At 72.1% G+C, this 20,360-nt stretch carries 18 protein-coding genes and 2 tRNA genes; 17 read left to right on the top strand and 3 right to left on the bottom strand.

What is annotated here, in order from left to right; translation table 11 throughout:
* Nucleotides 1-163 precede the first annotated feature (163 nt).
* The 5 genes from proB (at nt 164) to IE142_RS02160 (ending at nt 5,489) form a co-directional block, all read left to right on the top strand.
* A complete protein-coding gene (gene proB / locus IE142_RS02180; protein ID WP_229830121.1) occupies nt 164-1,291 on the top strand; it encodes a glutamate 5-kinase in 1,128 nt (375 codons plus the stop codon).
* Between the two features lie 145 nt (nt 1,292-1,436).
* Nucleotides 1,437-1,913 carry a DUF8830 family protein gene (locus IE142_RS02175; RefSeq protein WP_100048516.1) on the top strand — a complete coding sequence of 159 codons (477 nt, stop codon included), beginning with the start codon at nt 1,437-1,439 and terminating at the stop codon, nt 1,911-1,913.
* A 461-nt stretch (nt 1,914-2,374) separates the two neighbouring features.
* On the top strand, nt 2,375-3,661 hold the full coding sequence (locus IE142_RS02170) for a glutamate-5-semialdehyde dehydrogenase (RefSeq protein ID WP_191884119.1): 1,287 nt from the start codon (nt 2,375-2,377) through the stop codon (nt 3,659-3,661).
* 100 nt (nt 3,662-3,761) lie between these two features.
* Nucleotides 3,762-4,331 (top strand): SCO2584 family spore wall biosynthesis protein, encoded by a 570-nt coding sequence (locus IE142_RS02165; protein WP_191884118.1) that lies wholly within the window; start codon nt 3,762-3,764, stop codon nt 4,329-4,331.
* 87 nt (nt 4,332-4,418) lie between these two features.
* Complete coding sequence (locus tag IE142_RS02160) at nt 4,419-5,489, top strand: SCO2583 family membrane protein (protein WP_191884117.1); 1,071 nt, start codon at nt 4,419-4,421, stop codon at nt 5,487-5,489.
* Nucleotides 5,490-5,549: 60 nt separating this feature from the next.
* Here the strand turns inward: IE142_RS02160 and IE142_RS02155 are convergent, their stop codons facing one another.
* Nucleotides 5,550-6,701, bottom strand: a complete 1,152-nt coding sequence (locus IE142_RS02155) for a M48 family metallopeptidase (protein WP_191884429.1) — start codon at nt 6,699-6,701, stop codon at nt 5,550-5,552.
* A gap of 142 nt (nt 6,702-6,843) precedes the next feature.
* On the opposite strand from IE142_RS02155, the gene IE142_RS02150 reads away from it, so the two are divergent.
* From IE142_RS02150 to IE142_RS02110, 9 genes are all read left to right on the top strand, one after another.
* Nucleotides 6,844-7,005, top strand: a complete 162-nt coding sequence (locus tag IE142_RS02150) for a hypothetical protein (RefSeq protein ID WP_191884116.1) — start codon at nt 6,844-6,846, stop codon at nt 7,003-7,005.
* 152 nt (nt 7,006-7,157) lie between these two features.
* Nucleotides 7,158-7,325: a hypothetical protein gene (locus IE142_RS02145; RefSeq protein WP_191884115.1), complete on the top strand. Its 168-nt coding sequence runs from the start codon at nt 7,158-7,160 to the stop codon at nt 7,323-7,325.
* Between the two features lie 73 nt (nt 7,326-7,398).
* The gene (gene nadD, locus IE142_RS02140; RefSeq protein WP_191884114.1) at nt 7,399-8,097 is read left to right on the top strand and encodes a nicotinate-nucleotide adenylyltransferase; all 699 of its coding nucleotides are present in this window, start codon (nt 7,399-7,401) and stop codon (nt 8,095-8,097) included.
* 16 nt (nt 8,098-8,113) lie between these two features.
* Nucleotides 8,114-9,874 carry an LCP family protein gene (locus IE142_RS02135; RefSeq protein ID WP_191884113.1) on the top strand — a complete coding sequence of 587 codons (1,761 nt, stop codon included), beginning with the start codon at nt 8,114-8,116 and terminating at the stop codon, nt 9,872-9,874.
* 81 nt (nt 9,875-9,955) lie between these two features.
* On the top strand, nt 9,956-10,402 hold the full coding sequence (gene rsfS / locus IE142_RS02130) for a ribosome silencing factor (RefSeq protein WP_191884112.1): 447 nt from the start codon (nt 9,956-9,958) through the stop codon (nt 10,400-10,402).
* Complete coding sequence (locus IE142_RS02125; RefSeq protein WP_043373019.1) at nt 10,399-11,070, top strand: histidine phosphatase family protein; 672 nt, start codon at nt 10,399-10,401, stop codon at nt 11,068-11,070. Before rsfS ends, IE142_RS02125 begins: the two co-directional genes overlap by 4 nt.
* 141 nt (nt 11,071-11,211) lie before the next feature.
* Nucleotides 11,212-11,284: transfer RNA gene (locus tag IE142_RS02120), tRNA-Ala, on the top strand.
* A gap of 379 nt (nt 11,285-11,663) precedes the next feature.
* Nucleotides 11,664-11,897, top strand: coding sequence for a hypothetical protein (locus tag IE142_RS02115; protein WP_003976229.1), 234 nt, complete (start codon nt 11,664-11,666; stop codon nt 11,895-11,897).
* A gap of 136 nt (nt 11,898-12,033) precedes the next feature.
* A tRNA-Ala gene (locus IE142_RS02110) sits at nt 12,034-12,106 on the top strand.
* Nucleotides 12,107-12,151: 45 nt separating this feature from the next.
* On the opposite strand, the gene IE142_RS02105 is transcribed toward IE142_RS02110, so the two are convergent.
* Entirely contained in the window at nt 12,152-13,762 is a 1,611-nt protein-coding gene (locus IE142_RS02105) for an NADH-quinone oxidoreductase subunit NuoF family protein (protein ID WP_191884111.1), read from the bottom strand.
* Nucleotides 13,763-15,016 (bottom strand): cytochrome b/b6 domain-containing protein, encoded by a 1,254-nt coding sequence (locus tag IE142_RS02100; RefSeq protein ID WP_191884110.1) that lies wholly within the window; start codon nt 15,014-15,016, stop codon nt 13,763-13,765. It lies immediately after the preceding gene.
* A 534-nt stretch (nt 15,017-15,550) separates the two neighbouring features.
* On the opposite strand from IE142_RS02100, the gene leuS reads away from it, so the two are divergent.
* The 3 genes from leuS (at nt 15,551) to IE142_RS02085 (ending at nt 20,263) form a co-directional block, all read left to right on the top strand.
* On the top strand, nt 15,551-18,439 hold the full coding sequence (leuS, locus tag IE142_RS02095) for a leucine--tRNA ligase (protein ID WP_191884109.1): 2,889 nt from the start codon (nt 15,551-15,553) through the stop codon (nt 18,437-18,439).
* Nucleotides 18,440-18,610: 171 nt separating this feature from the next.
* Entirely contained in the window at nt 18,611-19,345 is a 735-nt protein-coding gene (locus IE142_RS02090; protein ID WP_191884108.1) for a hypothetical protein, read from the top strand.
* Nucleotides 19,346-19,417: 72 nt separating this feature from the next.
* Nucleotides 19,418-20,263 carry a DegV family protein gene (locus IE142_RS02085; RefSeq protein ID WP_191884107.1) on the top strand — a complete coding sequence of 282 codons (846 nt, stop codon included), beginning with the start codon at nt 19,418-19,420 and terminating at the stop codon, nt 20,261-20,263.
* Nucleotides 20,264-20,360: the final 97 nt, after the last annotated feature.

The following is a 20,360-nucleotide window of genomic DNA, read 5'->3' as shown; positions in this document are numbered from 1 at the left end:
ACCTCCGGACGACACGCACGTGTTGTCCCGGCCCCTGACGCGGTAGCGGCAGGCCGTCCCGTCCGCAGCCTGGACGGCGGCGCGGGGCGCGCTCCGCGTCGCGTAGATTTCCTGGTGGGCGCCCGGACGGGCGCGCGTCGACGGGGAAGGACGGGCGGCAACAGTGGCTGGGGCAAGGCAGGCCGTGGGCGGGGCCCGCAGGATCGTCGTCAAGGTCGGTTCGTCCTCGCTGACCACCGCGGCGGGCGGTCTGGACGCCGACCGGGTCGACGCGCTCGTCGACGTCCTCGCGAAAGTACGCAGCGGCGGGGAGCGGGAGATCGTCCTGGTCTCCTCCGGCGCCATCGCCGCCGGTCTCGCCCCGCTGGGCCTGCGCCGCCGCCCGAGGGACCTGGCCCGCCAGCAGGCGGCCGCCAGCGTCGGGCAGGGCCTGCTGGTCGCCCGCTACACCGCGTCCTTCGCCCGCTACGGCGTCCGCGTCGGCCAGGTGCTGCTGACCAGCGACGACATGAGCCGCCGCGCCCACCACCGCAACGCCTCCCGCACCCTGGACAAGCTGCTGGCGATGGGCGCCTTCCCGATCGTCAACGAGAACGACACCGTGGCCACCGACGAGATCCGCTTCGGCGACAACGACCGCCTCGCCGCCCTCGTCGCCCACCTGGTCCACGCCGACCTGCTGGTGCTGCTGTCCGACGTGGACGGCGTCTACGACGGCGACCCGAGCAGGCCCGGCACCTCGCGGATCGCCGAGGTGCGCGCACCGGCCGACCTCGCGGACATCGAGATCGGCAGCGCGGGCAAGGCGGGCGTCGGCACCGGCGGCATGGTCACCAAGGTCGAGGCGGCCCGGATCGCCGCCGCCGCCGGCATCGCCGTGGTGCTGACCAGCGCCGTGCACGCGGCCGACGCCCTGGCCGGCGGCGACACCGGCACCTACTTCCACGCCACCGGCAAACGCTCCGCCGACCGGCTGCTGTGGCTCCAGCACGCCTCGACCCCGCAGGGGGCGCTCGTCCTCGACGACGGGGCGGTGCGCGCGGTCGTCGAGGGCCGCAAGTCGCTGCTGCCTGCCGGGATCGCCGGCGTCGAGGGCGAGTTCGCCGCGGGCGAGCCCGTCGAGCTGCGGGACGGGAGGGGCCGCGCGGTCGCCCGGGGACTCGTCAGCTTCGACGCCAGGGAGCTTCCCCGGCTGCTCGGCCGCTCCACCCGGGACCTGGCGCGCGAACTCGGACCGGCGTACGAACGCGAGGTCGTACACAGGGACGATCTGGTGATCCTGCACCCGTAATAGGTCGGAACGTCCCCGAATCGGCGGTGTACGTTCCGCAAAACCGCCCCGCGATCTTGCGCGGCCTGCTCAACTTTCCTCCAGGGACAGGCCCGGCCGACCGCTGGGCTCAGCAGTGTGCGTGAAGGAGGCCGTCGTGAGCGGAGTGCGCCCTGGAACGGCGGCGTCCCGCGCCCGCCCGGGCGGCGGCGCCCGCAAGGCGTCCCGTGCGGCCGGTGAGGAACGCCCCCTGACCAGCGTCGCGGCCGGCGACCGGTTCCGGGGCGAGGAACCCGAGCACACCCCGCGCCTGTGGCACGTCACCCTGAGCGTATCCGGTGCCCGCGCCCCGCTGCCCGAGGTCCGCCGCGCCCTGGAACAGCTCGCCCACGACCACCCCTTCCTGCTGACCAGCCGCTACGCCGACGACCACGCCGAGATCCGGTACTGGGAGGAGGCCCGCGACCTGCACGACGCCGCCGCCGTCGCCCTGCGCCTGTGGGGAGAGCACCGGCAGACCGCCGGGCTGCCGCCCTGGGAGATCGTCGGCCTGGAGGTCATCGACCGGGTGACCTACCACCAGCGCATCGCCGCCGGATACGGACCGGCCCCGGCTACGCCGGTCGGGGTGCACCCGTTCTAGCCGGGCCTCGCGCCGGCCCCCGTCCGCCCGGCGACGCGCGGCACGCGCTCGTGCCCCGGAGCGCGGCGCGGGGCCCGCCGGGACGCTCGGCGCGGTGTGGTCTCAGGCGCCCCGCTCCCGGTCGTGGTCGCGGTGGGTCCGTGCAGTGCAGAGCCCCATCGCCGCGCCCCGCCGGGGCCTGCCCGCCGCGACGCCCTGGTGGCGCGGGGCGCCCCGTCCCGGTCCGTGGTCGCGGTGCGGATCCCGAGGAGGGCGCTCGCCGCCTTGGGGACGTACGCTCCCCGCGGCCGGTACGCGCTCGCGCGGGGAGCCCCTGGCGCCACCCGCGGCCGGCCCCGCCTCCAGGGGGACGGAGGGAGTGCGGCCACGGGCCCCGGCCGTCCCGTTCCGCCCCGTCCGGCGCATGTCTCGCGGTTCGGGACGACCGGTGGCCGACCCGTACGGCCTACTACGCTTCCCCCATGACCACGCTCTCGCCGTACGACTCGATGTCCCCGGTCACCCAGGCCGCCTACCGGGCCAAGGCCGCCGCGGCCGACCTCGCGCCGCTGCCGCGGGCCGCCAAGGACGACGCGCTGCTCGCCGTCGCGGACGCGCTGGAGGTCCGTACCAGCGAGATCGTCGAGGCCAACGCCCAGGACGTGGCCAAGGCCCGCGCCGCCGGGACCAGCGAGGCCATCGTCGACCGGCTCACGCTCACCCCGGAGCGGGTCCGTGCCATCGCCTCCGACGTGCGCGACGTCGTCGCCCTGCCCGACCCGGTGGGCGAGGTCGTGCGCGGCAACACCCTCCCCAACGGCATCGACCTGCGCCAGGTCCGCGTGCCGCTCGGCGTGGTCGGCATCATCTACGAGGGCCGGCCCAACGTCACCGTCGACGCCGCCGCCCTGTGCCTGAAGTCCGGCAACGCGGTGCTCCTGCGCGGCTCCTCCTCCGCCTATCAGTCCAACACCGCCCTGGTCCGGGTCGTCCGCGACGCCGTGGGCGGGGCCGGTCTGCCCGCCGACGCCGTGCAGCTGGTACCCGGCGAGAGCCGCGAGAGCGTGCGCGAGCTGATGCGGGCCCGCGGCCTGGTCGACGTGCTCATCCCGCGCGGCGGCGCCTCGCTGATCAACACCGTCGTCCAGGAGTCCACCGTCCCCGTCATCGAGACCGGCACCGGCAACTGCCACGTCTACGTCGACGCGCAGGCCGACCTCGACACGGCCGTCGACATCCTCATCAACTCCAAGGCCCAGCGGGTCAGCGTCTGCAACGCCGCCGAGACCCTCCTGGTCCACCAGGACATCGCCGCCGAGTTCCTGCCCCGCGCGCTGGACGCCCTCGCCGAGGCCGGCGTCACCGTGCACGCCGACGAGCGGGTCATGACGTACGCCAAGGACTCGAAGGCGACCGCCGTCGAGGCCACGCCGGAGGACTGGGAGACGGAGTACCTGTCGTACGACATCGCCGCGGCCGTCGTCGACTCCCTCGACAAGGCCGTCGAGCACATCCGGCTGTGGACCTCCGGCCACACCGAGGCGATCGTGACGACCTCACAGCAGGCCGCCCGCCGCTTCACCCAGCTGGTCGACTCCACGACCGTCGCCGTGAACGCCTCCACCCGCTTCACCGACGGCGGCCAGTTCGGCTTCGGCGCCGAGATCGGCATCTCCACGCAGAAACTGCACGCCCGCGGGCCGATGGGGTTGCCTGAGCTGACCAGCACCAAGTACATCGTCACCGGCGACGGGCACGTGCGGCGCTGACGGCCGGCCCCGCGCCCGCGACCCGATCGGGACGTCTCACCCACCGGATGAATTTCTCCGCCGTCTGCCCAAATCGACCCCCCAGGTCTACTCTGGACCCGTGCCGGAGGACGTGGGGGGTAGGCCGTTCCCTGACGGCTGGGAGCCCGACGACGACCACGACCACGGGGTGTCGGACGAAGAGTTCGCCTCCGTGGTCTTCGACGAGGTCTTCGTACGGGCGGCCGCGGTGCACGAGCCGTCCGCCGTCGAACGCCTCCTGGCCGCCGCCGAGGCCAGAGCCGCGGCCACCGAGGCGGAAGCGGCCCGCCGCGGCCGCAGCAGAGCCGAGCGCTACGACGACGGGTACGGCGACTTCGGCCATGAACCCGACCTCGACGACCCGGACGACGACCGCGACCTCCTCGACCGCCCCTACGGCGCACCCGCGGCCTACGGCAAGAAGGTCCGCTGGCACCGGCCGGTCGCCTGGATGCTCGCCCTCGTGATGGGCGTCGGCATGGTCGCGCTGGCCTTCGCGGCGGTCTACCGCGGCGCCTCCTCGGGCGGCGGCGCCGAGCAGGTGCCCCCACCGGCCTCGACCGGCCCCGAGCAGGGCGGCACCATGACGCCGTCGGCCTCCGCCGACTACTCCCAGCCCGCCGTGCCGGTGCTTCCGCGCACCCCCTGACCTGCCGCCGCCCGGCGGTTCGAAGCCGTCCCGACTCGACCCGCGGCAGCGCGTTTACGCGACCCTCCGCAGACCTACTCTGAAGGTATGGCAGGGCTGGGCGACCCGCCCGGAGGGACGCCCGAGGGCTTCCCCGGAGGCGGAGAGGACGAGTACCGATCCGTCGTCTTCGACGAGTCGTTCGTCCGCGCTGCCCGCCTGGAGGAGTTCTCCGCCCAGGAGCGCATCGCCGACCACGCGCCCGCCGTGCGCCGCCGTACCCCGCTGCGCCGGGCCGGCCTCTCCCGGCAGGCGCTGATCCTTGTCGTACTCGTCGCCGTCGCCGTCGGCGCCGCCCTCTACATGGGCGTACGCCACCCGTACCAGAGCCCCGCCACCCAGCGGCCCGCCGAGCCGGTGCGGATGACCGTCGTCCCGCTCGCACCGCAGGGCGAGGTGCCCGGCGCGCAGGACGCCGCCCACCTGTACGAGCACAGCCCCGCCGCGGAGTTCCGGACCGCGGCCAAGGGCGTCCCGCTGCCGGGCCACCACCGCACCGCGCACTTCTCGGACGACCAGGTACTGAACGCCCTGACCACCGCCAAGCACTACGTCGTCCGCTCGGCGCTCGACCCCGACGTGCTCGGCGGCCGGGACGTCCGCTCGGTGCGGGCGCTGCTCGACCCGGACCAGCTGGAACAGTTCGACGAGAGCTTCGAGAGGCCCACTCCGGACGGCCGGAACGCGCCCACCGGATGGCTGGTGCGCTTCGACCCGGCCCGCGCCGAGCTGGCCGACGCGGAGATCCGGGTGCACGGCAGCATGCGGTTCACGGAGACCGACGCTTCCACGCTGGAGGTCTCCGCCGACCACACCATGGTCTACCCGCTGCGGCCCCCCGGCGACGACCGGGCCGAGACTTCGCTGTTCACCGTCCGGCGCGAACTGCTCTTCCGCTTCGACCGGGACGACCTGCGCCTGCAACAGACGCAGCTCGTCGCCGCCCACGTCCAGGCCGGACCGCTCTCCTGCGCCGACGACTCGGCCGGCCACCTGCGCCCGCTGCTCGCCGGCCAGACGGCCAGGACCGGCATACCCGCCGGCACCGACCCGTACACCGAGGACAACCCCACGGCCCTGTGCGGCACCCTGGCGACGGGCGCCCAGCCGGAGGTGTAGCCGCCCGGCGGCGCGGCCGCTCGACCGCACGCGCGGGGCGGCCGACGCCCCGAGGAGCCCTCAGGCGCCGCCGCCCGGCGGACGGTCGTCCGGCGCCTGGGACCCGCCCGGTGTCCCGTCCGGGCCCTCGGACGACGACGACCCGTCCGCTTCCTCGGGCGGCCTCGACTGCGAGGACGTGAAGCCGCCGAAGCCGCGCCGCATCCGGTCGCCGAGGTCCCCGGCGCCGCCGGCGATGTCGTTCACCAGCTTCATCAGCGGGTCCTTGGAGCTGCGCACATGGGTGGCGTAGCTGGAGGCCGACTCGCGGAAGGAGTCCCGCACCGAGGTGTCCTGGTCCTCCTCGCGCCGCGGGTAGTGTCCGTCCATGATCCGCTGGTAGTCCCGGGAGGCCGCCCACTTCTTCAGCTCGGCGGCCCGCACCGTGGTGAAGGGGTGGGAGCGGGGCAGCACGTTGAGGATCTTCAACACGGAGTCGCGCAGGTCGCCGCCCGCCTCGTACTCCTCGGCCTGCTCCAGGAACGCGTCCACGTTCATCTCGTGCAGGTGGTTGCCGCCGGCGATCTTCATCAGGCCCCGCATGGACGCCTGAAGGTCCTGGCCGACCAGCAGACCCGCGCGGTCGGCGGACAGCTCCGACTTGCGGAACCACTCGCGCAGCGCGGTCACGATCGCCATGATCGCCACGTTGCCCAGCGGGATCCAGGCGACCCGGACCGCTAGCGAGGTCAGGAACAGCAGGATGGTCCGGTAGACCGAGTGCCCGGACAGCGCGTGCCCGACCTCGTGCCCGACGACCGCCCGCATCTCCTCCTCGTCCAGCAGCTCGACCAGGCCCGTGGTGACGACGATGATCGGCTCGTCCAGGCCGATGCACATCGCGTTCGGCTTCGGGTCCTGGTTCACGTACATCGCCGGGACCTTCTCCAGGTCCAGGATGTAGCAGGCGTCGCGCAGCATGACGTTCAGATGGGCGAACTGGCGGTCCGAGACGCGCACCGAGTCGGACAGGAACAGCAGCCTGAGACTGCGCTCGGGCAGCAGACCGCTCAGCGCCTTGAACACCGTGTCGAAACCGCTCAGCCTGCGCAGCGCCACCAGCGCGCTGCGGTCGGCCGGGTGCTCGTACGCACGCGAGGAGATTCCGGGGAAGCGCCTGCGCTGCCTGCTCGGCACGCTCTCGTGCCCGTTGTGCTGGTGGCCGTCGGACATGTCTTCCCCCATGTGCGTGTGTGTGGCCTGTGCGTATGTCTGGGCCTTTGCGAACCCTTGTGCGGCCCTTTGCGCCCCCGAGGCCGAGCCCAGCCTAGGCGGAGATACCGTGGACGGGCAGTACAGCGAAGGAGTCCACGTCATGTCGCACACCCCCCACACCGACTGGCTCGCCGCGGCGGCGACCGCGGCCGAGCAGCAAGGGCCGGGGAATCTGCTCCGGATCGTGCTGATCGTGATGGTGGTGGGCTGTGTGCTGACGGGGTGGTTCCTGCTGCGGGGGTACAGCCGGAAGGACGACTGACGGGATCCGGAGGTTCCCCGGAAACGCACCGGAGCACCTCTGGCCGCCTCCGACCGTCCCCGACGGCGGAGTCGGCGTGATCGCCCGTGAGGCGCCCGCATACGATGAGGCGACGTCTTTATTCCGCCCACACCGGATAGGTCCTGCCGAAGATGAGCTTCCACAGCACCGCTGCCCAGATCGTGACCCTCGCCTCCGAGGGCGGCGAGGAGCACAGCGGCAACCACGAGAGCCTCAGCCCGTACGTCACCGGCATCGGCGCGTTCGTCATCCTGATGTTCCTGCTGTGGATCACCACCCGGTTCAACCGCGACCGCTGAGCGCGGGGGCCGTGTGCCCCGGGACCGTGGGCCGGGCAGGAGCCTTCACGCCGGGCCGGTAGGGTCTGCACGCATGGGAGAGCAGGACATGCCTACCGGTCCGGCACACGACACGGCGCACGCGCCGGAGCGCGGCACGCAGAACCGCGCAGTGCCCGCCCGCGCCGGCGGCCCGGCACCCTCGGGCAAGCGCCGCCTCGGCGTCATGGGCGGCACCTTCGACCCGATCCACCACGGCCACCTCGTGGCGGCCAGCGAGGTCGCCGCGCAGTTCCACCTCGACGAGGTGGTGTTCGTGCCCACCGGGCAGCCCTGGCAGAAGAGCCACCGCACGGTCTCCGCCGCCGAGGACCGCTACCTGATGACGGTCGTGGCGACCGTCGAGAACCCGCAGTTCTCCGTGAGCCGCATCGACATCGACCGCGGCGGCCCCACCTACACCGTGGACACCCTGCGCGACCTGAGCGCGCTCAATCCGGACGCGGACCTGTTCTTCATCACCGGCGCCGACGCCCTCGCCCAGATCCTCACCTGGCGCGACAGCGAGGAGCTCTTCTCCCTGGCGCACTTCATCGGCGTGACCCGGCCCGGTCACACGCTGACGGACGCCGGACTCCCCAAGGGCGGTGTCTCGCTGGTCGAGGTGCCCGCCCTCGCCATCTCCTCCACGGACTGCCGTGCGAGAGTCGCCAAGGGCGATCCCGTCTGGTACCTGGTGCCGGACGGAGTCGTGCGCTACATCGACAAGCGCCAGCTGTACCGCGGCGAGTGAGCCGAGAGGGGCACCGGTGAACGAGGGATACGACGCGGGATACGGCGGCGGGGACCAGTACGAACTCGTCGGCTACGACGAGTACGGCCGGCCCGTGTACCGCCAGGCACAGGGCCAGGCCCCGGTCCAGGCCCACAGCGGCGGCCAGCAGCCGTACGATCCCTACGACCCGTACCCGCAGCAGCACGGCGGCGGGCAGGCCCAGCAGGGCTACGGCTACGACCCGTACGCCACGGGCGGGCAGCAGCCCTACGACGCCCACGCCTCCCAGGCCGGCTGGGACACCGGTCAGCAACCGCCCGCTCCCGCCCACGAGGGCCACTCCGACGCTCAGTACGGGGACGGCCGGGCCGGACAGCAGTACGACCCCTACGACCCCTACGGTCAGGCGGTCACCGGCGGCCCGCAGCCCCAGGTCGCCGAACAGACCGCGCACATCCCGCAGCAGGCCGGCCCGCGCGACGAACCGGAGGCCTCCGGCGGAAGTGCCGAACCCGACCGGGAGTACCGGACCGAGCAGTTCGCCTTCGTCGAGGAGCCCACCGACGACTCCGAGGACGTCATCGACTGGATGAAGTTCACGGAGAACCGCACCGAACGCCGCGAGGAGGCCCGGCGCCGCGCACGCGCGCGTGTCGTCGCCCTGGTCGTCGTCCTGGCGCTGGTCGCCGTCGGCGGCGTCGGCTACCTCTGGTACGCCGGGAAGCTCCCCGGCATGTCCGCCTCAAACGACAAGACCGGCGGTACGACGACCGCGGGCGCCCAGAAGCGCGACGTGATCGCCGTCCACCTGCACGACACCGACGGCGGCGGCACCTCCACCGCGCTGCTCGTAGACAACACCACGACCAAGCAGGGCACCGCCGTCCTGCTGCCCAACACCCTCGCTCTGACCGCGGACGACGGCACCGCCACCACGCTCGCGAAGTCCGTCGACGAGGCCGGCCCCGACGCCACCCGAACCGCGCTCGACACGGTCCTCGGCACCGACATCGAGGGCACCTGGCGCCTCGACACCCCCTACCTCCAGATCCTGGTCGACCTGGTCGGCAACATCGAGGTCGACACCGACACCGACGTCCCCGACCCGGACGCCGATGAGAAGGGCGCCGCGCCCCTCGTCCGCAAGGGGGAGGCCCAGACCCTCAGCGGCAAGATGGCCGTCGCCTACGCCACGTACCGCGGCTCGGGCGAGGAGGCCGACGCCCAGCTGCAGCGGTTCGGGCAGGTCATGCAGGGCGTGCTGCGCAAGCTGTCCTCGGATCCGCAGGCCGCGACGACCACCGTCCAGACCCTCGGGCTGATCCTCGACCCGCCGCTGACCGAGAAGGACCTCGGCTCCTTCCTCGCGGGGCTCTCCGACCTCGCCAAGGGCGGCGATTTCCGGACCGCCCTGCTGCCCGTCCAGGACGACGGCAGGCTCAGCGCCGAGGCCGGTGACAGCGTCGTCAAGGACGTCCTCGGCGGCACCGCCAAGAGCCCCGACAAGGACGCCGCCGTCAGCGTCTCCGTCCGCAACGCCACCGGCGACGGGGAACGCACCGCCAAGGCCCGCGTCACCCTCCTCAACGGCGGCTTCACCTTCCTGGAGGGCGGCACCGCCTCCGGCACCCAGGCGACGTCGGAGGTCGTCTACGCCGAGGCCGCCGACAAGGAGAACGCCGTCCAGGTCGCCAAGACCCTGGGCCTGTCCGCCGAGGCGGTCGAGCAGGGCAAGGTCTCTGCCAACGCCAGGGTCTCGGTGGTGCTCGGCCAGGACTACGAACCGTCCTCGTAGGGGCGGACGCTTATCACGTGGGCCGCCGTCGGCGGTCGTGAGACCCTTGAGGTCAAACGACCGCCGACCGAAAGCCACGCAGTGACCGCGACCGACCGATCCATCGAACTCATCAACACCGCCGCCCAGGCGGCAGCCGACAAGCTCGCGCACGACGTCATCGCCTACGACGTCAGCGACGTGCTGTCGATCACGGACGCCTTCCTGCTGGCCTCCGCGCCCAACGACCGCCAGGTCAAGTCGATCGTCGACGAGATCGAGGAACGGCTCAACAAGGAACTCGGCGCCAAGCCGGTCCGCCGCGAGGGCGACCGCGAGGCCCGCTGGGTCCTGCTCGACTACGTCGACATCGTCGTCCACGTCCAGCACAGCGAGGAGCGCGTCTTCTACGCCCTGGAGCGGCTGTGGAAGGACTGCCCCGAGCTGGAGCTGCCCGCCGACGCCAAGGAGACCCGCGGCAAGGCGAAGGAGCACGCCGAGCGCCAGGCCGCCGAGGAGGCGACGGACACCGACGGGGACTGGCGGTGAGCGCCACCGGTGAGGTGACGGCCGGCCGGCCCGGCCGCGGCCGGCGCGTCATCCTGTGGCGGCACGGACAGACCTCGTGGAACGTGGAGCGCCGCTTCCAGGGCACCACCGACGTCGAGCTCACCGAGACCGGCGTCGCCCAGGCCCGTCGCGCCGCCCGGCTCCTGGTGCACCTGAAGCCCGACGCGATCGTCGCCTCCGACCTGCGCCGGGCCGCGCACACCGCCGCGGAGCTGGCGGCGCTCACCGGCCTGGACGTGACCCTGGAGGAGGGCCTGCGGGAGACCTACGCGGGCGTCTGGCAGGGCCTGACACACGACGAGATCATCGCCCGGCACGGCGAGGAGTACGCGGCGTGGAAGCGCGGCGAGCCGGTCCGCCGCGGTGGCGGCGAGCTGGAGACCGAGGTCGCCGACCGGGCCGCCCCCGTCGTGCTCCGGCACGCCGAGAAGCTCGCCGACGACGGCACGCTCGTCGTGGTCAGCCACGGCGGCACGATCCGCACCACCATCGGCCGCCTGCTCGGTCTGGAACCGCACAGCTGGGAGAGCCTGGGCGGCCTGACCAACTGCTGCTGGTCCGTCCTGGGGGAGGGCGCCCGGGGCTGGCGCCTGCTGGAGCACAACGCCGGCACTCTGCCGGAACCGGTGCTCGGCGACGACGACTGACCGGCCCCGGGCGCCCGGGACGTGTCCCGGGCGGGCACGGGAACCCGGATTTCACTTTCCGGCAGGTCGCAGGCTAAAGTTCTTCTTGTTCGCCCCGCCGAGCGGGGCGAAACACCACTCGGCCCGGCCGGGTGGCAGCAAGGGGCTATAGCTCAGTTGGTAGAGCGCCTGCATGGCATGCAGGAGGTCAGGAGTTCAATTCTCCTTAGCTCCACAGCCCAAGGACGAATCCCGTCCCCCTCGGGGGGCGGGATTTCTCGTTTGCGCGTCCACTTGAGCAACACGCGTCCCACAGGCGTATACCTCGGTGGACTCCGTGTCCGGACCGGTACTGAGGCGTCGCTGACCGTATTGGCCCGGTCGTGGCAGAATCAAACGGCCGGAAGGGGACCGCGACCCGACGGGAGGGAGTGGCGATGCCTGCGAGCATCCTCGAGGAGGTCGGTCACCTCCTCGGCTCAGCGGTGACACGGAACACGGCCACTCGTCTTCTCTGCCCCTCCTGTGGTTCCGGGCACGTGGCCCAGGTCCTCGGGGACAACGGCGGGATCTCATACGTGTGCACGGCCTGCGGCCACAGCTGGAGCTGATCGATGGGTGCACACAGGCGGAAGTGCGACTGGTGCGGCAGCGGCACCCCGATCGTGCGGGACATGGAGCCGGTGAACCCGGACTACCAGTACTGGTGCGAGGAGTGCGCGCGGGCGCTGATCATAAAGGGCGACCCGATCGAGACGTACCGCGAACTCGAGGGCGAGCCGATCTACGGCCGACTCCTGGAGGAGCACTGCACGCTCAAGCGGTTCTACTCGTTCGTGACGGCGTAGCGATCCCCGGCGCGCTCTCCGATACGGACGCCACAAGAGAGCAAAACGGGCAAACTGGAAACGATTTGGTGTTGGGCCCGGTGGACCGTGTAATGTTGGCGTCGCCGCCGGGGAAACCGGGCGGACGAAAGAGCAAGGGGCTATAGCTCAGTTGGTAGAGCGCCTGCATGGCATGCAGGAGGTCAGGAGTTCAATTCTCCTTAGCTCCACAGTGAACGAACCCCCCGGATCACTCCGGGGGGTTCGTTCTTGTGTCAGCGGCCGAGCGCCCTGCGTCCCCTGCCCGGGGACAGCTCCGGCAGGTTGGTGCGCGAGGAGGGGGCCTGGCCGCGGGTCTCCTCCTCGATGCGCAGTGCGAGCGCCGGACAGCGGCGCACCGCGCGGACCGCCTTGGCCTCCGCGAAGCGCGGTACGTCGGCCTGTGCGACGGTCGGGAAGCCGTCGGCGCCGAGCTGGAAGACCTCCGGGAGGATGTCCGCGCACAGCCCGTGGCCCCGGCACAGCGTCCAGTCCACGTGAATCCTCTGCCGGCTGGGCCCGTTCTCCCCGTCGCCGCCCGGGATGCCCGTAGGGGTCCCCCCGCCCTCCAGGAGCGGCAGGACACCTTGGACGGGCCGTCCGCAGCCGGTGCCCAGGACATGGGCGGCCAGGTCGTCCGTGAACGCCTTGACGGTCGACTCCAGGAACATCGCCGAGCCGTCCGGGTGCGAGCAGGCGCCGCGCCGCTTCACGTTCCGCGCGACCTGCTTGACCGCCTCCAGCGCGGCCGGACCGCCGCCGTTCAGGATGTCCTCGAGTCCCCGCGCGGCGGCCGGCAGGCCGAGGTAGCAGGGGCCGCACTGGCCGGCGCTCTCCTCCGCCAGCCAATGGGCCACCCGCAGTGACTCGCCCAGCGGGCAGGTGTCCTGACCGATCGGCAGGATCGCGCCCGCGCCGAGCGAGCCGCCCGCCTGCTGCAGCGAGTTGCGGGAGACGATCGCCTCGTCGACGGCCGCCGCGTCGATCCACTTGCCGTGGTAGCCGCCGGTCAGCACCCCCTGCGGCACCGGCGGGGCGCCGGCCAGCTGGAGGACGTAGCGCAGCGGAACCCCCGTCGGCACCTCGATCACCATCGGACGGGCGACCGCCCCGGACACGGTGAGCATGACGGTCCCCGGCTCGTCGTACAGGCCGGTGGTGCCGTAGCGCTCGGGGCCGATGCGGGCGGCGATCGCCAGCTGGGCGAAGGTCTCGGCGTTGGACAGCAGGGTCGGCGCGCCGCCCACGCCGCTCCTGGATGCGCTAACCTTGCGGCCGGGCGGGACGGCCGGGCCGCCGTCGATGGAGCGGATCAGCGAGGCCGCCGCGCCGGTGACCATGCGCACCGGGTTGCGCTGCACGCGCGCGCGGAGTGCGGAACGGCGTCCGTTGCTCAGCCCGCGCTCGGCGAGGGCGGCCTCCATGGAGCGCTGGGTGGACTCACGGGTGACGCCGATGACGAGGGTGCGGGCGCCCATGGCCTCGGCGCACAGCAGCGCGCCGTCCAGGATCAGGTGCGGGGCACGGTTGATGAGCACTGTGTCCTTGCGGCAGGCCGGCTCGTCCTCGCTGCCGTTGACGACCACGACCGGCCGTACGCCGCGCTTGATGGCGGACTCGGCGACCGAGCGCAGCTTCTTGTGGAAGGGGAAGCCCGCGCCGCCGCGGCCCCTCAGGTTGACGCGTTCGGAGAGCTGCGCCAGATGCTCCCCGCCCATCGGTTCGAGCGGCCCGTGCACCTTCAGGTGCATGGGCAGGTCCAGGCGCTCGACAAGGTCGAAGCCCGACGTGAGCTGGGGAAGGCCGACCACGCGGACTTCCGGGACGTCGGGCAGGGCCTCGTTCACTCAATGGCCTCCGGATGGCGTGTTCCAAGGTTCGCCCGAACCCGGTGCGTCGAAGTCCCAGGACGCGTCGCGGGACGACGCGCCCCGGGGTGCACCGGGGGTCGGTTCAGTGGTGGGACCGCTGTCGTACGTGTCGTTCGGGTAGTACGCGTCGTGGACGGCGTTCGTCTCACCCGTGTCGTACACGTCACTCGAGCCGTGGCCCGAGGAATGACCCGCGGTGTCCGTATTGCCATAGACGGGGATGGTGTGTCCCGTGTCGTTGAGCGGGTCGTACGCCGACGGGGGTGCCTCCCCGACCGGGGGCGGTGACGGTATCGGCCAGCTTCCCGACGTGCTGCCGCCACCGTCCGCGACGGGCACCGCCTCGGTGGGCCGCATGTCCGGTGGCAGCCGGGTGGCAGCGGTCGCGTCGGTCGTCAGCGGCCGGCCGCGTCCTCTGGAGGGGCCGGAAACGGCACGGTAGGCCGCCGCGAAGCCGCCGGCGGGCTCCGAGGGCGCGAGTCGCTCCGCGGGCTCGTAGAGTGGTGCGGTCGGGTACCTGCCGCGCGGCCTGGACGCCGTGGGGCTCTGGTGGCCCGGCAGCGCGGCGGCCGTGGCCCGGGACCGGCCCTCCGGTTCCTCACGGGCGTTCCGCTCGGCGGTGCCGAAGAAGGCGGCGATCCGGTCGGCGACCCTGCGCTGGCGGGGTGCCGCGCGCAGCGCCAGGGCCGCCATGACACCGAGTACGGACAGGCCGTACAGGACCGTGAACAGCGGCTTCGCCGCGCGACCCGCGTAGAGCCCGTGCAGCAGGGCCAGGCACCATGCCGGGTAGGCCAGCATGTGCATGGCCCGCCAGCGCGAGGCCACCGGCGCCGGGGTGGCGAAGCGGTTGCGCAGGGCGCCGGTGACGCCCACGAAGATCATGAGCATGCTGGCCAGGGTGCCGAAGCCGATGAGCACGGACCGGCCCCCGAACGCCTCGTCGTCCGTGGCGAGCAGGCCGAAGGGGATCACCGCGGCGACCCAGGTGGTGTGGTCCAGCGCCAGCTTGACCCCGATGTGCACCAGCAGGAGCACCACCGAGGTGACGGCGGTGCTCCGGTGCACCGCCTGGGCCAGGATGCGCCGGCGGGCGTCGAGGACGATCCGGTCCTGGGCGACCAGCCCCCAGATCACGGAGCAGCTCAGGAGGACGAGGGAGAGGACGCCGGCACCGAAGTCCAGGTACTCCGCGAAGGTGTCGTCCACCGTACTGTCGTTCGTCACCACGGCATGCCTCCCCACGTCAGGGACGCGCGGGGAGGGGGTGAGCTGTCGCTGCGGGGATGGATCAGGGGAGGGTTCATCGGGGCGACTCCGAGCGGTTCGGGAAAGCGGTCCCGCTGCCGCACTCTAAGTGGCGCCATACCCACGGGTACGGGGTTTGAGTTATTGCGTTGTTATCGAACGACAATGCGCTCGTGGTGTTGTCCTTTAGCGGTAGTTACGCGAAGTAACCTTTGGCCTTGGTCCAGGTTTCCGGCCGACGGGCGGAGTCCGGCGGCCGGTGGGCGGCGAACCAGGGCTCCGAGGGAAGCCCGTCGCGGCCCGCTCGGCGACTGCGGTACCCTGGCGCCATGCGTGCCGTACGCCTTCTGCTTAGCGAGCCGCGCTGATCAGTCCCGACCCCGGTCCGTTCCGGCGGTCGGAATCGGCGCGGCGTCCCCTCCTGTGCGAGGGGATTTTTCATTTCCCGGCAGTCGCAGCCGCTGGTCTTGAATGTCGCAGCCGCTGGCAGAGACGATCGATGGAGCTTTGAGGATCATGAGCGAGACGAACCCCGCGGCGACCGCCCCCGTGACGGCGGACGCCGCGCCGCACCGCTACACGGCGGCCATGGCCGCCGAGATCGAGGCACGCTGGCAGGACTTCTGGGACGCCGAGGGGACCTACGCGGCGCCGAACCCCGAGGGCGACCTGGCGGGCGACCCGGAGGTGGTCGCCAGGCCCAAGAAGTTCATCATGGACATGTTCCCGTACCCCTCGGGTGCGGGCCTGCACGTCGGCCACCCCCTGGGGTACATCGCCACCGACGTCTTCGCCCGCTTCCAGCGGATGACCGGCCACAACGTTTTGCACACCCTGGGCTTCGACGCCTTCGGCCTGCCCGCCGAGCAGTACGCCGTGCAGACCGGCACGCACCCGCGCGTGTCCACCGAGGCCAACATCAAGAACATGCAGAGCCAGCTGCGCCGGCTGGGTCTGGGCCACGACAAGCGCCGGTCGTTCGCAACGATCGACCCGGAGTACTACAAGTGGACCCAGTGGATCTTCCTGCAGATCTTCAACTCCTGGTACGACGACGAGGCGAAGAAGGCCCGCCCGATCTCCGAGCTGGTCGCCCAGTTCGAGTCCGGTGAGCGCGCCGTCCCCGGCGGCCGCGCCTGGGGCGAGCTGACCGAGGGCGAGCGCGCCGACGTCCTGGGCGAGTACCGCCTGGCCTACGCCTCCGACGCGCCCGTCAACTGGTGCCCCGGCCTGGGCACCGTACTGGCCAACGAGGAGGTCACCGCCGACGGCCGTTCCGAGCGCGGCAACTTCCCCGTCTTCAAGTCCAAGCTGCGCCAGTGGAACATGCGCATCACCGCCTACGCCGACCGGCTGCTGGAGGACCTGGACGAGCTGGACTGGCCAGAGGCGATCAAGCTGCAGCAGCGCAACTGGATCGGCCGATCCGAGGGCGCCCGCGTCGACTTCCCGATCGACGGCGAGCGCATCACGGTGTTCACCACCCGTCCCGACACCCTGTTCGGCGCCACCTACATGGTGCTGGCGCCCGAGCACCCGCTGGTCGAGAAGTTCACCCCGGGCGCCTGGCCCGAGGGCACGCACGACGTGTGGACCGGCGGTCACGCGACCCCGGCCGAGGCCGTCGCCGCGTACCGCGCGCAGGCCGCGTCCAAGTCCGACGTCGAGCGGCAGGCCGAGGCCAAGGACAAGACCGGCGTCTTCATCGGCGCGTACGCCACCAACCCGGTCAACGGCGAGCAGGTTCCGGTCTTCATCGCCGACTACGTGCTGATGGGCTACGGCACCGGCGCGATCATGGCCGTCCCGGCCGGCGACCAGCGCGACTTCGAGTTCGCTCGCGCCTTCGAGCTGCCGATCCGCTGCATCGTCGAGCCGACCGACGGCCGCGGCACCGACACCTCGACGTGGAAGGACGCACTCGCCTCCTACGACGCGAAGATCATGAACTCGTCGAACGACGAGGTCAGCCTGGACGGCCTGCCCGTCGTCGAGGCCAAGGCCCGCATCACCGAGTGGCTGGAGCGGTCCGGCGCCGGCCGGGGCACCGTCAACTTCCGCCTGCGCGACTGGCTGTTCAGCCGCCAGCGCTACTGGGGCGAGCCCTTCCCGATCGTCTACGACGAGGACGGCATCGCCCACGCCCTGCCCGAGTCGATGCTGCCCCTGGAGCTGCCCGAGGTCGAGGACTACTCGCCGCGGACCTTCGACCCCGACGACGCGGACACCCGGCCCGAGACGCCGCTGTCGCGCAACGAGGACTGGGTCAACGTCACCCTGGACCTGGGCGACGGCCCGAAGAAGTACCGGCGCGAGACCAACACCATGCCCAACTGGGCCGGCTCCTGCTGGTACGAGCTGCGCTACCTGGACCCGCACAACGGCGAGCGGCTGGTCGACCCGGAGACCGAGCAGTATTGGATGGGCCCGCGCGAGGGCCTGCCGCACGGTGGCGTCGACCTGTACGTCGGCGGCGCCGAGCACGCCGTGCTGCACCTGCTGTACGCACGCTTCTGGTCCAAGGTCCTGTTCGACCTGGGGCACGTCTCCTCCGCCGAGCCGTTCCACAAGCTGTTCAACCAGGGCATGATCCAGGCCTACGTCTACCGCGACGCACGCGGCATCGCCGTACCCGCCGCGGAGGTGGAGGAGCGCGACGGCGCCTACTACTACCAGGGCGAGAAGGTCTCCCGGCTGCTGGGCAAGATGGGCAAGTCCCTGAAGAACGCGGTCACCCCGGACGAGATCTGCGCCGAGTACGGTGCCGACACCCTGCGCCTGTACGAGATGGCCATGGGCCCGCTGGACGTGTCCCGGCCGTGGGACACCCGCGCGGTGATCGGCCAGTTCAGGCTGCTGCAGCGGCTGTGGCGGAACATCGTCGACGAGAACACCGGCGAGGTGACGGTCGTCGACGTGGCGGAGTCCGACATCGACGAGGACACCCTGCGCGCCCTGCACAAGGCCATCGACGGCGTGCGGCAGGACCTGGAGGGCATGCGGTTCAACACCGCCATCGCCAAGGTCACCGAGCTGAACAACCACCTGACGAAGGTAGGCGGCCCCGTCCCGCGGACGGTCGCCGAGCGCCTGGTGCTGCTGGTCGCGCCGCTGGCCCCGCACGTCGCCGAGGAGCTGTGGCGCAAGCTGGGCCACACCGACTCGGTCGTCCACCAGGACTTCCCGGTGGCCGACCCGGCGTACGTGGTCGACGAGACCGTCACCTGCGTCGTCCAGATCAAGGGCAAGGTCAAGGCGCGCCTGGAGGTCGCCCCGTCCATCTCCGACGAGGACCTGGAGAAGGTGGCGCTGGCCGACGAGAAGGTCGTGGCCGCGCTGGGCGGGGCCGGCATCCGCAAGGTGATCGTGCGGGCGCCGAAGCTGGTGAACATCGTTCCGGCGTGATGCCGGGGTAGTCCCCTAGGTGCTCTTCAGGGCCGGTTCAGGGATGAGTGCGGGCAGGTTCGGGGTTCCGTCGGAACCTCGGGCCTGTCCGCTGCGTTTACCGTGGAAGAGCGGCGCGGAGAGCGCCGTGGTCCGCCGGTGCGCGGGCCGGACGCTCGGAGGAGGAGCTTCGTGGAAGCAGTGATCACGGTATTCGCCCTGCTCTTCCTGCTCGCCGTCGTGCTGGGGGTCTACGCCACGGTCAAGGCCGTCGGCGCGGCCAAGCGCAGCGTGGACCGCGGCATCACCCAGGCCCGCCGCACCGTCGAGGACCACACCCTGCGGGCCAGGTCCCTCGTCCAGGTGGGTCCGGCGGCCGAGCTGGCCCAGCTGCGGCTGACCTTGCGCACGTCGATGCGGGCCACACAGGACGCGCTGCACGCGCGCGTGGCCGAGGACGAGTCCCTCAAGGAGTCCCTCGCACTCTTCGAGCGGCTCAGCGCGCACGGGTTCGAGCTGGACGGCGAGCTCAAGCGGCTGGAGTCCGAGCCCGACCGTGCCGCGCTCGCCCAGCGCCTGCCCGAGCTGCGGGAACGCACCGAGCGCATCACCCGCTCCGCCGAGTCCCTGCGCTGGGCGGCCCACGACCGGGCCCACCGCTTCGCCGACGACGACCTGGACTCGCTGAGCGCACAGATCGACGTCGAGGCCGGCGCCCTGCGGCACTGGACCGAGACGGAGCCCGCCGCCGCGCCGCCGTCCTGGCCCCAGGCGCCGGCCGCCGACGCCCCGCCCGCCCCGCAGAGTTGGCCTAAGGTCCCGCGGCCCGAGCCGGCCGAGGAGCCGGCGCGGCCGGTCATCGACCCACCCGCTCCGAGCCCCGTGTACCCGTGGCAGAAGAAGGCCCGCCCGGAGAGCACGACCTGATCACGGCCCGGTGGGCGCCGGTCGTCGGGGCCGGGCTGCCGGAGGGGCGCTACGGCAGGTAACCTCCAGCTCATGTCCCGCCATGTCGCGATCGTCACGGATTCAACGGCCTACCTCCCGGCCCGGACGATGGAGCGGCACGGCATCACCGCGGTACCCCTGACCGTCGTCCTCGGCGACCAGGCACTGGAAGAGGGCACCGAGATCTCGACCCGCTCGCTGGCCCAGGCCCTGCAGAAACGGCGGCCGGTCACCACATCCCGGCCCGCCCCCGAGCTCTTCGCCGCGGCCTACCGCCGGATCGCCGAGTCCGGCGCCGACGGCATCGTCTCCCTCCACCTCTCCGCGGAACTCTCGGGCACGTACGACGCGGCCGTCGTCGCCGCGCGTGAGGCACCGGTCCCGGTGCGGGTCGTGGACACCGGCATGATCGCGATGGCCCTCGGGTTCTGCGCGCTCGCCGCGGCGGAGGCCGCGGAGACGGGTGGCACGGTGGACGAGGCCGTGACGGCCGCCGAGAAGCGGGCCGCGGGCACCTCCGCGTACTTCTACGTCGACACCCTCGACTACCTGCGCCGGGGCGGTCGGATCGGGGCCGCCCAGGCACTGTTCGGATCCGCGCTCGCGGTGAAGCCGCTGCTGCGGCTGGACGGTGGCCGCATCGAGCCCATGGAGAAGGTACGCACGGCGTCCAGGGCCATCGCGCGGCTGGAGGAGATCGTCGCTGACCGCGCGGGCGGCGCACCCGTCGACATCGCCGTACACCACCTCGCCGCCCCCGACCGGGCGTCGGCCCTGGCGGAGCGTCTGCGGGACCGGGTGCCGGACCTGGCCGACCTGCATGTGAGCGAGGTCGGTGCGGTGATCGGGGCGCATACGGGGCCGGGGTTGCTGGGGGTCGTGGTCTCGTCGCGGTGAGGCGGCGCCGGGCTGCCCCGGTGAGGTCCGTCATGTCACCCGGGTGAGGGACGGAGTTGTCCACAACCCGCGAGTAGTCCCCGGAAAGCGAGCAAGA

Origin of the sequence: Streptomyces mutabilis, assembly GCF_014649815.1 — a bacterium.
Taxonomy (GTDB): domain Bacteria; phylum Actinomycetota; class Actinomycetes; order Streptomycetales; family Streptomycetaceae; genus Streptomyces; species Streptomyces mutabilis.
Note: the sequence above shows the minus strand (reverse complement) of the source record. Positions and strands in the feature narration are given on the sequence as shown.

Bases quoted from the DNA above. Each gene is read 5' to 3' on its own strand.
- IE142_RS02155 (WP_191884429.1), bottom strand. From the start codon at position 6,701: ATGTCCGACGGCCACCAGCACAACGGGCACGAGAGCGTGCCGAGCAGG.
- IE142_RS02085 (WP_191884107.1), top strand. From the start codon at position 19,418: ATGTCCCGCCATGTCGCGATCGTCACGGATTCAACGGCCTACCTCCCG.
- IE142_RS02145 (WP_191884115.1), top strand. From the start codon at position 7,158: ATGAGCTTCCACAGCACCGCTGCCCAGATCGTGACCCTCGCCTCCGAG.
- nadD (WP_191884114.1), top strand. From the start codon at position 7,399: ATGGGAGAGCAGGACATGCCTACCGGTCCGGCACACGACACGGCGCAC.
- IE142_RS02170 (WP_191884119.1), top strand. From the start codon at position 2,375: ATGACCACGCTCTCGCCGTACGACTCGATGTCCCCGGTCACCCAGGCC.
- IE142_RS02115 (WP_003976229.1), top strand. From the start codon at position 11,664: ATGGGTGCACACAGGCGGAAGTGCGACTGGTGCGGCAGCGGCACCCCG.
- IE142_RS02150 (WP_191884116.1), top strand. From the start codon at position 6,844: ATGTCGCACACCCCCCACACCGACTGGCTCGCCGCGGCGGCGACCGCG.
- IE142_RS02160 (WP_191884117.1), top strand. From the start codon at position 4,419: ATGGCAGGGCTGGGCGACCCGCCCGGAGGGACGCCCGAGGGCTTCCCC.
- leuS (WP_191884109.1), top strand. From the start codon at position 15,551: ATGAGCGAGACGAACCCCGCGGCGACCGCCCCCGTGACGGCGGACGCC.